The 14907-nt window shown below is 56.5% G+C and carries 6 protein-coding genes; 5 read left to right on the top strand and 1 reads right to left on the bottom strand.

The window, feature by feature from the left end; all coding sequences use genetic code 11:
• Nucleotides 1-248, top strand: a 248-nt coding sequence (locus Q0072_RS05715) for an SLOG family protein (protein WP_298326992.1), incomplete at its 5' end; no start/stop codon positions are given.
• A 114-nt stretch (nucleotides 249-362) separates the two neighbouring features.
• On the opposite strand, the gene Q0072_RS05720 is transcribed toward Q0072_RS05715, so the two are convergent.
• Nucleotides 363-3728, bottom strand: a complete 3366-nt coding sequence (locus Q0072_RS05720; RefSeq protein ID WP_298326994.1) for a hypothetical protein — start codon at nucleotides 3726-3728, stop codon at nucleotides 363-365.
• Between the two features lie 575 nt (nucleotides 3729-4303).
• Here Q0072_RS05720 and Q0072_RS05725 point away from each other — a divergent pair.
• The 4 genes from Q0072_RS05725 to Q0072_RS05740 are packed head-to-tail and all read left to right on the top strand — an operon-like array spanning nucleotide 4304 to nucleotide 14651.
• Nucleotides 4304-8140 carry a DNA/RNA non-specific endonuclease gene (locus Q0072_RS05725; protein ID WP_298326997.1) on the top strand — a complete coding sequence of 1279 codons (3837 nt, stop codon included), beginning with the start codon at nucleotides 4304-4306 and terminating at the stop codon, nucleotides 8138-8140.
• Complete coding sequence (locus Q0072_RS05730; RefSeq protein WP_298326999.1) at nucleotides 8137-9294, top strand: trypsin-like peptidase domain-containing protein; 1158 nt, start codon at nucleotides 8137-8139, stop codon at nucleotides 9292-9294. The genes Q0072_RS05725 and Q0072_RS05730 overlap by 4 nt, the downstream gene beginning before the upstream one ends.
• 12 nt (nucleotides 9295-9306) lie before the next feature.
• Nucleotides 9307-11427 (top strand): trypsin-like peptidase domain-containing protein, encoded by a 2121-nt coding sequence (locus Q0072_RS05735; protein WP_298327001.1) that lies wholly within the window; start codon nucleotides 9307-9309, stop codon nucleotides 11425-11427.
• Nucleotides 11428-11456: 29 nt separating this feature from the next.
• Complete coding sequence (locus Q0072_RS05740; RefSeq protein WP_298327003.1) at nucleotides 11457-14651, top strand: NACHT domain-containing protein; 3195 nt, start codon at nucleotides 11457-11459, stop codon at nucleotides 14649-14651.
• The last annotated feature ends 256 nt before the right edge of the window (nucleotides 14652-14907 follow it).

Consider the following 14907-nt stretch of genomic DNA (forward strand, 5'->3'; position numbering starts at 1 on the left):
GCGGCAGCCCCAAGGGAGCCGAACGCATCGCCGCCTGCTGGGCAGAGAACCGCCGCGTCGCCCAGATCGTCTACAAGCCTGACTGGACCCGCCACAAGAAGGCGGCCCCCTTCCGCCGCAATGACCAGATGCTGGATACCCTGCCCATCGGCCTTGTCGCCTTTCCAGGCTCCGGCATCACCCAGAACCTCCCCGACAATGCCCGCAAGATGGGCGTTCCCGTCTGGCGTTTCGGGGAGGGGGGATGAAGACCAGCCGGAGCCCCTCAGTTGCCGTGTTGGGGCCGGAAGCAGACGGGCCGATTTTCGAAATACCAATTTCCCCGCTTCATGCAAAATGATAAATTAGGGTACAAAATGTCATTAAATTATATTTCCGCCGCAATAACGAACATTAAGGGAAAAATTTTCAATTTTAACGTCCAATGTACCATTTTTCTTCGTTCCATGATATAAAATCCCAGACGATAATTTATCCGACGACCTTACCATGTCAGCGGCAAACCAAAGATAACTCGACTTCTTTTCGTATCCACGTTCAAGATCCTTAAGTCTTTTCTTAACTCTGCTGCTATGTTCCCAGAATGCCTCTCCATGTACGGTGCTATCAGAAGCAAACTTATGCGCACTATCTCCCGCAAAGGAAGCATCAATAACTAGCACTCGAACATGTACATCAAGCGCCCTTGATTGATTGAATATTAAATTAATACAACGACCAACAAGCTCTATTGAACGAGCTCCGGAGAAGAATATATTCTTCTCATCATCTTTGGATGATAGCGAGTTTGCCCAACAATAAATATCAATATCGCGACGACGACCATCAAAAATTAATGCCTCAATCTCGTCATTAATTACTTCTTTGAATCCACGAACTTTCATTCTATAAGCACGAAGAGCGTCTCCACGAAGATCTGACTTCTCTCCGGTTGAATCAATAATATCATACCAAATGACATACTGATAATTTAAACGCTTATCGACTCTCCCAAAAGCTGAACAAACAGACGAAATCTGGCGACAGACATGGCTAGATTCACCTAATTCTCGATCAATTATCCTAAGTGCGTAGCTCAGCATAGTCTTGGGCTCTACTGCAATTTTATTGGCAGCAATTTCAAGTAGGCGTTCTCTTAGCTGATGGTTTGATCCTGGAGGAATCTGATCAAAGTAATCGATCACTTTTAAACACGAACGTGTAAAATGCCTCTCCCCTTTAGCTGGATTTTTTGTGAAAAACTGCGAAACTAACGCTAATTCCACAGTGAATAGCTGCTCAGCGTGCATAACTATACGCTGCATACACAAATTAATCCAATAATCAAAGGTTTCCTGCTGATGTCTATCGCCATCGTTTAACACAGGGTCCCAATATGCTCGCCATAGACCAGCCAGAACGGCTCCCTCTTCAGTTGATCCTAAAAATAACTCACCACGAGTTACTACATCTCGAGCGGCATTTTTTCTGTATGCCAGATACTTCATGCGCGCTGAATGCATAGCTGTATATGTTGTACTGCCAATAAAAGCTCTATATTGCTCCTCAGGGCGAGAATCGTCTAGACGCTTAGGTAGGATGCGAGCATTGCTTAAGATGATATTTAACTCGGCAGCCAAAGCCATAGCCGTATCTCTAGGCTTTGAGCATGTCGTTAGAATAATAAAATCTTGATCAGATAGTACTTTCCGTCCATTCAATTCCTGTGATTTCCAAAGTCTTCCCAGAAGATATCCGAGATTTCTGGCATCTACATCTGCCGAAGCGGCTATCTTTGCTGCTTCGGGCCTCTCTCCAATTTTGTACTGCCCACGCTCCGCCCGTGTAATTATGCCATTATCAGCTAAGTATTGCGAAAGCCAGGAATCTTGATGATCAGCGAGAAGGCTATCGTCTTTAGGAATCGTGGCGACTGCGCCATGCAAATGGAACCCAATGCGAGCTATATCTCGCACTGCCCCACCTCGACCATGAATCTCATTCAAAAACTTCTTAGCTACCCCCACTCTTAGTAGAGAGACAAGTAATTTCTCAAATATGATCCGCGGGATCTGCTCCACCTTGGCACCACTTAAGAACCCTGACATGGTATCATGGACAAGGGCAAATTCTTGATTTGCAAATGGAACATCTTCACCGTGTCTGTATGCACGGAACAGCACGCCATCACGCTCACAAAGCAGCGGAACTGCTATCCCAGCGTCCACTAAAATATCTAATAAAAAGCTAAGTCTAGTAACGCGCCCAGGCGTCGCCTTAAGACGCTCACGAGTAAGTATGCATTTGGCAATCGTTCCCCAGTCGAAACCAAATTTTAGCCGATCCCGATGCGGAGCTTCATGCGCTGGTACCTCAAAAATATTCTTTCCAAACCTTTCTACTTCGGACCTAGCTGCTACCTCATGTGTTTCATGTAGTTTTAAAAATATACGCTCCATATCTGTTCGAACTGTTCTAGAAGATGACAAATTACCGGTTTTCTTTTCTTCTTCAGTAGATACAAATTCCATACATTCGGTGTCCGATATCTTTATAACCTCTTCAGGAAGCATTACCTTCTTTAGATTGGCATCTCGAATGCGAACAGGAGCATCTCCATTAAGAAGAAGATCTACAGCTTCGTGGCATCTAGTAAGGTCGCCCCGCATCCAGAAACCAAAGAGACGAGACGCCTCGTCTTGCGAGAAAGTCGGAATCCTAGAAAACGAAAGGTTTTTTTGAAGAGAATTTAGATAATATTGTCCAAGAGAAAGGCTTACAATATATTGACAAAACCTAAGCTTTGAAATATTAGAAACCATATTATTACGAATACTTACTAATGAATTGGCCGATACTCCCTCTAGCTCCTCAACTAAACTTGCGAATAACTTCTCAACAGCGTCACAGGAGAGTGGGGATAGCGTTGCAATAGGAACAAAACGGGTCCAATAAACGCCAGATTCTGATAAACGGCTATAGATTCTGACTTTCGATAACTGAATGATGCCGCTAAGATTAAGAGAAAATACCCGCTCAATTGCAGATTCCGCTCCCTGCAATGGAACAGAAGAGTAACACGCACTCCCCTCCATAGGTTCGCCACCGGTTGACAGGGACACTGTCTCCCATCGACCTAGACTTTGCAAATTGTTGAGTGATACCTTAGATTGCCTTAAACTACTTGAGATTGGGAAATCTGACAAATAGGGTATAGAAAATGTAGACAATGCCCGAACTTCTGCAGAGCAAAATGTCAATATCTCGTCGTGATTCATCTTGATAAATATTTTTTCCGGCTTGACAAGCGCCTGTTTCCAGTGATCCGAATCTGCCGCAAAGACAACTGAATTCACGCATCGCGCCCCTGCTGCCAGAAGCTTACGTTCCGCTTGCCCCAAAGTTGTTCCAAGTATCAGAGTATCATCAACCAGAGTGACTGATTTACCGGAGAAACGACTCAGATCTTGATCCAACACATGATGATAAGTATAAGATCGCGGCGGCGGCGAGCATCCTGCGAGCACAAGCAAGTCAAGCAAGCGTGACGCTTTACGGGCCATGCATATTACATAATCTGTTTGCAAGTTCGATATATACTTAGAGAACTCAACCAGAGCGCCGCGAACAGATGGCTCAAAGTGAGAAAGAATGCGCTCACGAATTGGTGTAGACTTATCGGCAATCAAGGCACGAACCCTCATTTTATTTGACGTTAGAATGCGCAAAGTTTTCTCAAAAATCAACAAGAAATATCCTGTCTGCGTATGCATATCGAGTTAATGGTAACTTCTCAACTCGCCCGAAAGATTCACTGGTCTGCCAGGTTTAGCCATAACCCATTGATTAGATGTAGACCTGATTATGCACCAGGGTCGTGATGCTGCCGGTATTGCGTAGCGCCTATTCGGTTTGGTTCTACACGCACACTCCGGCCGACCCGCAACTTGGCGGGTTGCCGGATGATACTTTGCGGTTGGAGGGACGGGTTCGGCGTGGGCACGCAACCCGCCGTTTCAGATGATGAGGCGGGCGTTACGGGACAGGATCAGAGCAAGCAAGGGCTGGACGGTGCATGCGGTTGGCAGAGCGCAACCTTGTCTTCATCGCGACGACAAGAGCTGGTCCCCGGTGACTGGACAGTCTTTGCTCGGTGTTAAGCTTGGGCGAGTTCAGAATCCCTGTGAAGCACCGAAACAGAGTACGATTAAATCTCCTTTCTTGATTTTGTAGAGTGATGTATGCCCTTATATATAGAATTTTATATCTAAAATCCCCCCTATAATGGGGTAATATATACAACCTTAATGCGCGGAGTTGCTAGATGTCGAGCCGTCCAGAAGATCGGGAAAATCTGTTGGCTTCGTTTTTGAGGCGTATGGCGCCATTCGGTGGCATCGACGAAATCATTTCAGCACACGAGGGGATGAACGAAGGGGTCGGCCATCGGTTCGGCCAAAGCGCGTTGGAAAATATAACTTTAGGAAGGAAACTTTCACCTGAAGAGCATTTTGCGCTTGAGGCGATTATCATTCCAGAGATGCGACCATCGGTTCTAATTACTGATGGCACCTATCATATTCATCATAAACTATGGACCCATCTGAACGCGCCCGCGGTGAAGGCCATGCTGTCCAACGCCATACAAAGCGTCGGCCGGATCGAATTGCCTGATCACCCTTCCCTTCCCTATGGGGGTACCGGTTTTGTCGTCGGGCCATCACTGTTGATGACGAACCGTCATGTCGCAGAAATCTTTACGCGTGGCATTGGCATCAAGGGACTGACAATCGTTTCAGGCCAGACAGCCGGCGTCGATTTCCTTGCGGAGAACGGAAATCCGAACAGGAGATACCTTCAAGTGCGCCGGGTCGTGATGATACACCCGTATTGGGATATGGCGCTTCTGGAGGTCGAAATCCCGCAAGGATCATTGCCGCATTTGACCATGAGTCTCCTGAGCGAGGAGGAATGCGTCGGTCGGGAGGTCGCCGTTGTCGGCTACCCGGCTTTCGACAGCAGGAACCCGGCCGACGTGCAGAGCCGGGTTTTCGACGGGATTTATGACGTAAAACGTCTTATGCCCGGCGTCGTGAGCGGTAAGGAGTCGATTGTCAGTTACGGGAATCGGGTCGGTGCCCTGGGTCATGACAGTTCGACGCTGGGAGGGGCGTCCGGTTCAGCGCTGATCGATGTCCAGACGGGATTAGTGCTTGGGCTGCATTTCGCCGGCATCTATATGATTTCCAATTATGCTGTGCCCGCCTGCCAGCTCGGGCGTGACGGGCGCGTTGTCGACGCTGGCGTGACGTTCCAGGCCCGCACAGAACGGCGCACTGTGCCCTGGGAAGACGCGTGGCGTAGGGCCGATCCGGAAACCGTCGGGCAGTCCTTGCGCGGCGTTCCGGGGGGCGAAAACGGGCCTCCTGACGCTAGGGCGGCCACCAAGCTGACGGGCGGGGAGGTAACCCTGCGCATACCTCTGGACGTCACCATTCGGCTGGGGCAGTCCATCACCGCGCAGTTCCAGGTGACCCTATCGGGCGACACACCTCCAGGGGCGACCGTCGAACGGATGATCGAGCCGTTCCGGGAAAGAACCTACGACAATCGGCGCGGTTACGATCCGAATTTCCTTGGGATCGCTGTGGAAATGCCCAGACCCGCCGATTCCTCGCTCGCTGCGCCGACCCTGTCAGGAAAAACTGTTTTACCTTACCATAACTTCTCAATCGTCATGCACGCGGATCGACGGCTCGCCATGATCACGGCGGCGAATGTCGACGCGAGCGCAACGCTCAAGCGGCCAGAGCCGCTGCCCGCGTCCGCTTACAATCGAGACGGGCTGACGGGCCTAGGCCCCGGTGACCAGGAGAAGTGGTTTCCCGATCCCCGCCTCGACGCCCGCTACCAACTCTCAGACCGTTTTTTCAACAAAGATCGGCAGGCGTTCGATAAGGGCCATCTGGTGCGCCGCGAAGATGTCGCCTGGGGCAGTACCTACGCCGCCCTCCAAGCGGCCAACGGTGACACGTACCATATCACCAACTGCTCACCCCAGGTCGCTGGCTTCAACCGGTTTGCTCTGACACCCGACGACGATAACTGGGGAGATCTTGAGAATCTGATCCTCTCCCAGGCTCGTTCGCAGCGTCTGGCCGTGTTCGCAGGCCCCGTTCTTGACGCTGCCGACCGGATTTTCATCGGCGTCGACGATGTCGGCCCGATCCAGATCGGTATTCCAAGCCGGTATTGGAAAGTCGTGGCCGCTGTCGATGCCGGTCGCCTTAAGAGCTTTGGCTTCATCCTGGAGCAGGACCTCGGCAATGTGGCGTTTGAATTCGTCGCTCCGCCCCATTGGGCGCGGCGCATGATCCCCATCGCCGAGATTGAGCGCCAAGCAGGTATCGTATTCCCGGACAATCTGCGTGCAGCTGACCAGGCGTCCCGGGTTTCCGGTCGCACAGTGCGCCGCCGGACGGGTATCACCCTAGCCACAACGGCGCCCCCCCACACACAGCCGATCGAAGGCAGAACAGAGACCGACAGTCCTGTGGGGGATTTGCTCAATTCCTGGCGGCGGGAACAGCGCGCGCAGGCAGGCACTCCCGGTGTCCGGTTCACGCTGGAATATACCTGCCCTGTGGACGACGCCGCCGTGGCGGAGGCGATCAGTGAACGACTAGGCCTTCGTGTCGAGCTCGGGCCGCTCTTCGCGGCGGACCCGGCACTTGACGGCTTCCGGCTGCTGCGGATACCGAGTGTCGGCCGACCGGATCGGGCCGATCTGTTCGACCTGGCGCGGCTCATCCAGCCGGTCGCAGAGGCAGAGTCGGTCGAACCCGATCTGGGATCGGATTTCTTCCAGTCGGATGTTCCACCACCCAATCTGGGCTCGCCAGAGAGCGCGGACTGGGCCTTCTGGTGCTGGGCGCCGGAGGAGGACAAACCCGATGATCCGCACTGGGCCCTGAGTCTAACGAAGGTGAAAGATGCCTGGGCCGCCTCCGAAGCGGCCGGCCGACAGGCGAAGGGGCGGGGGATCATGGTGTTCCAGCCCGATACGGGCGTCGACCCGACACACCCCGAACTCCCGCGGGACCTCCATACAAGGCCCGGCGCGGCGAACTTCGTCGAGCCCGGACAGCCCCCGATCGACCCGATGAATGGTAGTGGCAATTCTGGGCACGGCACAGGAACGGGGAGCGTCGTCGCCAGCCCGCTGACAGGCAGGGTCTCGGGCGTGGCACCAGAGGCGACACTTGTGCCCATCCGATGCATCGAATCGGTTGCAGTGTTCGACCAGAGCCGTGTCGCACAGGCGATCGACCATGCCCGCCGACACGGCGGGCATGTCATCACCATGAGCCTCGGCGGCGTGTTCAGTTCCGCGCTCCGGGCAGCGGTGAAAGAGGCGATCGACGCCAACATCATCGTCATGGCGGCTGCCGGCAACTGTGTCGGTCAGGTGGTCTGGCCAGCCCGCTATGATGAGGTCATCGCCGTCGCCGGGATCAACAGCCGGTTCAGGCCATGGCAGGGCTCCTGCAGGGGGCCAGCTGTCGATATCTCCGGCCCAGCGGAGTTCGTGCTTCGGGCCAAGGCAGGTGTACCCGGAGATCCGGCGGCGGTCGAGGGTGGGCAGGGCACGTCCTTTGCTGTAGCGCATCTGGCCGGCCTTGCTGCGCTTTGGTTGGCCCACCATGGGCGGGAAGAGTTGATCGGCAAGCTTCCCGCCGGCCTGCGACTGCAACACGTCTTCCAGGCGCTGATACGGTCAACAGCCCACGTTCCTGAAGGCTTCGACCTGCAGAATTTCGGCGCCGGCATCGTTGACGCCGCTGCTCTGCTCGCAGCCGACCCCCTGTCCGTGCTCGGGCAGGAGACCGTTTTCGCTCCCGCTGTATCGAACTCGTCTCGTCAGGTCGCCGATCTGCTGGCCGAGGTGTTGGGACAGACGGGGCTGGAATCGGTCGGTCCCATGCTCGGCGATCCCCTCAGCGCCATGGAATTGGCCGCGATCGCCTTTTACAAGGTGAAGGTCGGGAAGACGCCACGGGCAGCGGTCGAAGCCCTGCCTCCGCCTGCGATGTCCGCCGGGCTGCGGGCTGCGCTCGGTTCGCGGGCAAAAGTATTCCTGGCCCCGGAGACAGCGCCATGAGCGACAATCGGCTGGAGAACGATCCAGGTTTGGACACCGCGGCATGCCGCGCTCGCCATCTGCTCGGAGGGCGCACCACAATCGGGGGCGGCCATTCCGAAGCCTTGGAACTCGTGGCGGGCCGGCGCTCTGGTCCACCCGATCACGGCGATGTCATGTCGATCAAGGCCCGACTGATGGCTGCTAGCCGGGTGGGGGGCGGACATGGGCTGGCAGATGAGGAGGCGAACGGGCTGGCGTCCCACCTCGTCGATACAGCGCGCAGGACGATGGAGGCCTTTGAAGGTGGGGCGTCCAGCGGGATGGTGGGCGCAGAGGACGCGCTGGCGCTTGAGGCCGTCATCCAGACCCGTGGCCGTCCCGCTGTCCGTGTGGTCGGGGACGGCCTGGACCCGGACGGGTTCATTCCTCCCGAAGATGATCGCTGGCGTCAAATCGCCGACAGCCATCGCCGGATGCTTCTGGATATTGCCGGTACGGTTGCCGCAGTTCGTGTCCGGGACGCATACAACCCGTCATTCACCTGGGTCCAAGGTACTGCCTGGATGCTGGCCGACGGACTTGCCGTGACCAACCGTCACGTGCTGTTCCCACCGCCGGGTGGTACCGCCCTTGCGCGGCGGGTTTACGGCAGTTCGTCCGCACGGGTGCGTCGGGACTATTTCGTCGAACTGGATTTCGCCTTCGACAACGGACCGGCGCGTCAACATGTCTGCAAGGTTATCGATGTGCCCTGGGTCGCTGCGGAAGTCGATCCCGTGGACGCGGCGATCCTGCGTGTTGAGCTTCTCCAGGGGCCGACGACGGGGCGTCTGGAATTGGCCCAGGGTGACGGAGGCGATCTCGGGAGCCTGTTTGTCGTGGGACATCCCGGGCGGATGCCGGAGATCCCGGAACGGGTCCGTCTGGTGTTTGGCGATCCCGATGAACGCAAGCGGGTGAGCTTCGGTGAAGCGATGAACGATCCGGGTGCCCGTCCTGGAGAGATCGTCCACGATGCGTCCACGATCGGCGGCTATTCCGGTGGCGGCGTGTTCAGTTTCCTCAATAGGTCGGTGGAGGCGCTACATTACTGGGGCAGCGTGACGGCGGGCAATCGGGCGATCACCGCCGCTGCGCTGCGAGCCCACCCCGAATTCAACCGCTTTTTGTAGACCTGACCAACCATGCTGACTAGTGATGCTATTGACCAGCTCGCCCCTTTGATTGTCGATGGGCTGACGGAGCGCATGTTCCGGCAGGATGCCGTGACATTTGCGGATGTCGCGAACTACGACCAACTTGCGGGCGCTTCCCTGCATCTGCCAGATGCCAGGGTCGTCCACGTCCGCCAGGTTCTGAATCACGCGGAGAAGAATGGGAAGAGCCTGCTGCTTCTCGAAGCGATCCTCCACCGGGTCAGTGACTGCGCACCTGAACTGACGGAGAGGCTCGCCAAGCTGCTGTATGGTGAGAACGCGTCGACACATCAGGCGATGCTGGCCCGTCGGGACAATTTCCTCGAGAGCACAACGCTCAAGCGATATTTCACCGAGATCGAGGACCGCATCTGCTGCATCTATGGTCAATTCCCGACGCAGGAAGGGTACAAGCCCACCGTGGGAACTGGCTGGCTAGTTGGGCCCGATCTTGTCCTGACCGCCATGCACGTGATGCAGCCTGTGATTGATGCCGTCCAAACTGAGAAAGTTCCTGAGTACGTGCAGGTCTATTTCGACCATGTCGATCACTCCCGTACCTTGGCCATCGACGCACTTGTCCATGGGAATCATCTCGGTAGTATCTCTCGTGTGCTCCTCGCTCAAGATTGGATGGTGGCGTCCAGTCCGGTCATGCCGGGCGACGGAACACATGCGGCCCCGGACCCGACCGTTCAGGCCCAACTCGCCACAAACCTCGATTTCGCGTTGATCCGGCTTGCCGAACCTGCAGGGCGGATGGCCGTCGACCGTAACGGCGGACGGCGACGGCATTGGATTGAGTTCCCGAACCAGTCCAATCCGCTCGGGGTGGCTGCACGCATTATGATCTCCCAGCATCCAAATGGATCGCCGCGAGTGTATGATGTGGGACGGCTGGCCTCGATCTGCATATCGAACACACGGTTTCGGTACGACACGGAAACCGCCAAGGGAACCTCCGGTGCCCCTTGCTTCGATCGGAACCTCCAACCTGTCGGGCTCCATGTCGCGGCATTTCAGCCGGCCTATCTCCCGCTGGCCAACCAAGCCGTGTCGATAGAGCACATTCTCCCACAAATTCAGGCCTATCTGCCGGGGAGCGCACAGCCGCCTGAACCGCCTGTGATCCGATGGAACCTTGCCAAGGCGCAGGACAAGTATGAAGTTGTCATTGGCCGCCGGGCACTGCTGGACTGGGCGCAACAGGCCGGGGCCAACCCGGAAGACGCAGCGATGCGCATCTATATCGCCGAGAGCCAGGACACAGGCACCGGCAAGACGTTCTCCATCTCCGTCATCGATAGGATCAAGGCGACCGACGATGTCCTGATCGTTTTCGATCCTAAGACCAGACCTATGCCGGACACTGTCGAGAGCTTTGTCGCGGCGCTGTTTGACCTCCTGTTCATTCCGGTATCCGAACTGGCCGGCATGCCCCCGCGACCGACGTCCGACCTGTCGGGGGGAGATCTCACCCAGGGAAAGCAGACCGTCTGGGCATCGAAAACGATGCCAGCATGGGTGGCGGAGGTGCACGGTCGGCACCGCATCAGGAAGATTGACGGCCGGGACACGGCCCGCCTTGCCCGATCGAGTTTACAGGACCTTGGGAAGGAGGTGCCCCCGGACATCCAGGAACTCGCTGACAAAACCGAAGCGCAATGGCAGGAGAGGGAACGGTGGCGCCTTGTCTGGATTGCCTTCGATGATTTTCGGCAGAATGCCATGGGGGCGGAATTGCGAGAGTTCATCGCCGGGTCGTCCGAAGGTCCGCCAAATGGCGACCTCCCCCGGGAACTTCGACGGTTCCGATGGTTGTTCCTTGGCGACACCCCGGATTTCCTGGGCGAGGAAAATGCGGTGACCGAGGAGTTGCATCCCAACTCCATCACTGAGGCCGGCATCAAAGAGGTGGTGGCAGCGGCGTGGCATGCACGCGGTCGCGACCCTGACGAGCAGGCCCTTGGCGATATTGCTGGTATGGCCATGGCATATAAGCAAGATGAACAGAATCGGGGATCTCCGCCAGCGAAGCAGATCATGGAAGTCCAACGCCACGTGAACATTGTGCTCCGCTATAAACTGAATGGCGGTAACAAGCCCTGAACCCGTCCACACCCGATCTGAAAGCCATTATGGAGACCAACCCCGGTCTCCGCGACAGCCTCATGCGGTTGGGCGGGGAGACCCTCATCGCCGAGATGCTTCGAAGCGCGCCGCCGCAGGTGGACGAGGTTGAACCGCTGCCTCTTCCCCTGACACAGGCGTGCCTCCACGCGGCACTGTCCCACACTTTTACATTGGCTGAGATCGGTGACACGTCTTCGGACGATTCCGCCGCACTCCTTGCCAATGCGGCGACAGTAACGGTCGGGCGGAGGACAAGGCTGCGTCTGTATGACGGCGTGCGCGGCCGGCTGATCGATGCACTTGCCGGCTCCGAGCTTCTGGCAGCCACCCTCCAGGCGCATCGTGCGGAAGATGATCGGGCCGTGCGGTCCGCCATAGCGACAGGATCGAAGGATGAGGATGCCTTGGCGTCGGCCCTGCTGCGGCTCTACCTCTCCGAACCGGCGCCGCTCCTGGAGACCTCGTCAACCATCATGTGGCGCGCCGGTGCCAAAGCCTGCGAAGCCCTGCAGCAGGTCAGGTCCAGGCTCTTCCCCGCACGCCCAACTCTGGACGAACTGCGGCGCGGCGCCGAGTTGGGCGAGGTTCTGGAGCCCCTGCGTGTCTTGATCGGCGCCTCCGGCCGCAGCAATGACAACCGCTTCGTCGGTCGCAGCGATGAATTGAGGCTGCTGCGTTCCTTCGTCGACGAACTGGAATCGCAGACGGCCATGGAAGGTTTCAGCCGCTTCGCCCAGCGTAGTAGCCGCATGATCAAGAGCTTCCTCACCGACACTGCTCCCAGGCTGATGATGATCATCGGCCGCGGCGGCCTGGGCAAGTCGGCGCTGATGGCTAAGTTCGTGCTCGATCATGCATTGAATCAAGCGACCCGTTTTCCCTTCGCCTACCTGGACTTCGACCGGGCTTCCCTCTCTCCCGGCAACCCCCTTAAACTGTTAGCGGATGTCGAGCGGCAGCTCCTGCTGCAATTCCCGTCAGCCCCGGACCGGGACCCTAGCCCGGACAGCAATAGCCGTCCCGACAGAGGCGCAACACCCTTCGCCCGCATCCGCGCCCTGGTACGCACTATTCTTACGGAAACACCAGGCCGGACGTTCCTTCTGGTGCTTGACACGATCGAGGTCGTACAGGCTGATCCACTGGCCATGAAGGGTATCGTTGAGTTTCTTAGCTTGCTTGAGGGGCGCGACTTTCCTGAGCTCTGCGTCGTGGCTGCGGGTCGCGCGGAGGTTCAGGAATTCCATCAGGAATTTGAATCCTGGACCCTCAAGGAACACAAGCTGGCCCCCATGGGATATGAGGATGCTCTTGCGCTCGTTAGGCGATTTGGGGAGCACTACCTGGGTAGTGCATGGCAGAAGGGGTGGGCGGATCAGATCGTCGGGCGAAAAAGTGGTCCTGCCGTGCGGAGGGAGCCCCTTACACTCCGGCTGTCGGTCGATCTCGTCCGGGGGACGCCAACGAATGAACGAGCCGACCTTCTTAGGAAGATAGAGATCGAGGGAGAGGAGGCTAACGATGGGTTCATCGGCTGGCTCTACGAGCAACGCATCCTATCGCATATCGGCGATAAAGACGCCCAGAAGCTGGCTTGGCCGGGCTTGGTGGCCAGGAGCATGAGCAGACGTATGGCGCGCGAGGTATTGGCACCCCTCTGCAACGTTATGCCTGACGATATTGATCGCGCCTTTGATTGTCTCGGTCGCGAGGTCTGGATCGTGACCTTCGACCGCGACCGGGACACCCTTCGGCACAACCCTGAACTCCGTGCGCGTACCCTGCCGCTGATGCGGCGCCATTCTCCCGATCTGTTTCAGAAGGTTGCCAGAAGTGTATTGCATTTCTACCGCATTGATCAGGAAGGTGACCGCACCGCGAATGCAGCGGAGATCTTCTATCTCCGCCTTTTGTGCGGCGAGGAGGTCACAAGTGTCGACAGGGACTGGCGCGATGCCTTCAAGCTTGCTCTCTCCGACGCCGCTGCCGATTTCCCGGCTAATGGACAAGTGTCCTGCTATCTCTTGGAGCGATCGGCGAGCCGTCTCCTACCGGCCAACGTCGTTAAGATGCTGCCCGAACCGATAGCCTGGCGTCATCTGGTCACCCATGGCTCCGCATTGGCCGGTCTCGGTGATGCGCGCATTGATCGCCGTTTGCAGCATCCGCGATCAGCAATGTACGACGAAGGGGATCAGAGCAAAGGATGGGAATTGGCATCGTCACTGCTCATTAAAACCGGCCAATGGCGAAGTGTTCCGTTTGCACCGCCGCGGCACATTGACCAACCACATGCGGCATCGGTGTGGGCATTTTTTCTTGCAAGGACAAGGTTCGATCAGGTCGACCATAGAGACGCGCTAGACTTGATTGATCGTATTGTAGAACGTGCTACCGAGGGCCCGAAATGGATGAGAGCCCTAATACATTCCCTTCCTCTGGCCGTTCGGTGCGGCATCGGTGACGAGGTGGACGGGTGTTTGGCTCGACTTTTGGAACGGTCGGCACCTCGGTCAATTAGAACATCATCCGGGATGTGGACAGCACTGGCCTTCGCTTCCCGATCCCAAGCATCATTGCTGAACGCATGGGTCAACAGGGGGCGCTACGGTCTTCAACTCTCCGCCGTTTCCAAGTCACAACTCAAGCTCTTGGTCAACTTTTGCCAGGCAGCACTGGACGACGCTCGCTGGGCAACACACGACCACGACTTTCTTCTGCGGGAAGCTGATGCTGCAATCCGGAATGGCAAACACGATCGTCCAATCCGCGCAGATAGTCCGCGGCTGATGGAATTGGTAAACTGGCTTTTCGCGTGGGTCGGCGCGGAAACGAAAGAATGGTCCGTTGCCCGAACATTCATCAGCGAATTCTTCAAATACAGGCGGCGCGAGTGGCTTTGCCCGCTCGGTTATGCGATTGACGCGGCCTTGCCGCAACGTGTCATACCGGCGGACGTCATCAGGCGCTTGCAAAGCTACGACAGCGCAAAATGGTGGCCCGGAAGTACAATCAAGGTGCCACCTGATATGATCAGGTTGCTGAGTTTAGCTGATGAGGCCGACGATCTTATGGAGGTATTGGGTCTGTTTTTGGGCTCTAGCGCTGATGAATCTGAGCACATGGATAATCGATTGGACCTCACGTTTCTTGCCGGGCAGATGGACGATTGGCACAAATTTGTTGGGTCGAGATTCTAGGGCGAAATGAGCTTTGGTTTATCCGTCGCCCCGCGACAGTCTGATCTGTAAATGCTGTTTTCTGGTCCTTTATTCCTGACGTCCGTGCCCGCGGTTTGGACAAGAGGGGCGGAGTTAAGGATACTGTCACTCCGCAACTAGCATTACAGTTGCATGTTTCTTTTGATGTGAGCGCACCGTGCGGCTGCCTGATGGGCTCGTCGCCAGATTGACCATGCGATGATGGATGCCGGCTGGATTTGGCGCTGTGCCATCC

The sequence above is a fragment of the Asticcacaulis sp. genome (genome assembly GCF_027484505.1).
Lineage (GTDB): Bacteria > Pseudomonadota > Alphaproteobacteria > Caulobacterales > Caulobacteraceae > Asticcacaulis.

What these genes read in the sequence shown, in the direction of transcription:
- Q0072_RS05740 (WP_298327003.1), top strand. Translation starts at nt 11,457, where the DNA reads ATGGAGACCAACCCCGGTCTCCGCGACAGCCTCATGCGGTTGGGCGGG.
- Q0072_RS05735 (WP_298327001.1), top strand. Translation starts at nt 9,307, where the DNA reads ATGCTGACTAGTGATGCTATTGACCAGCTCGCCCCTTTGATTGTCGAT.
- Q0072_RS05725 (WP_298326997.1), top strand. Translation starts at nt 4,304, where the DNA reads ATGTCGAGCCGTCCAGAAGATCGGGAAAATCTGTTGGCTTCGTTTTTG.
- Q0072_RS05730 (WP_298326999.1), top strand. Translation starts at nt 8,137, where the DNA reads ATGAGCGACAATCGGCTGGAGAACGATCCAGGTTTGGACACCGCGGCA.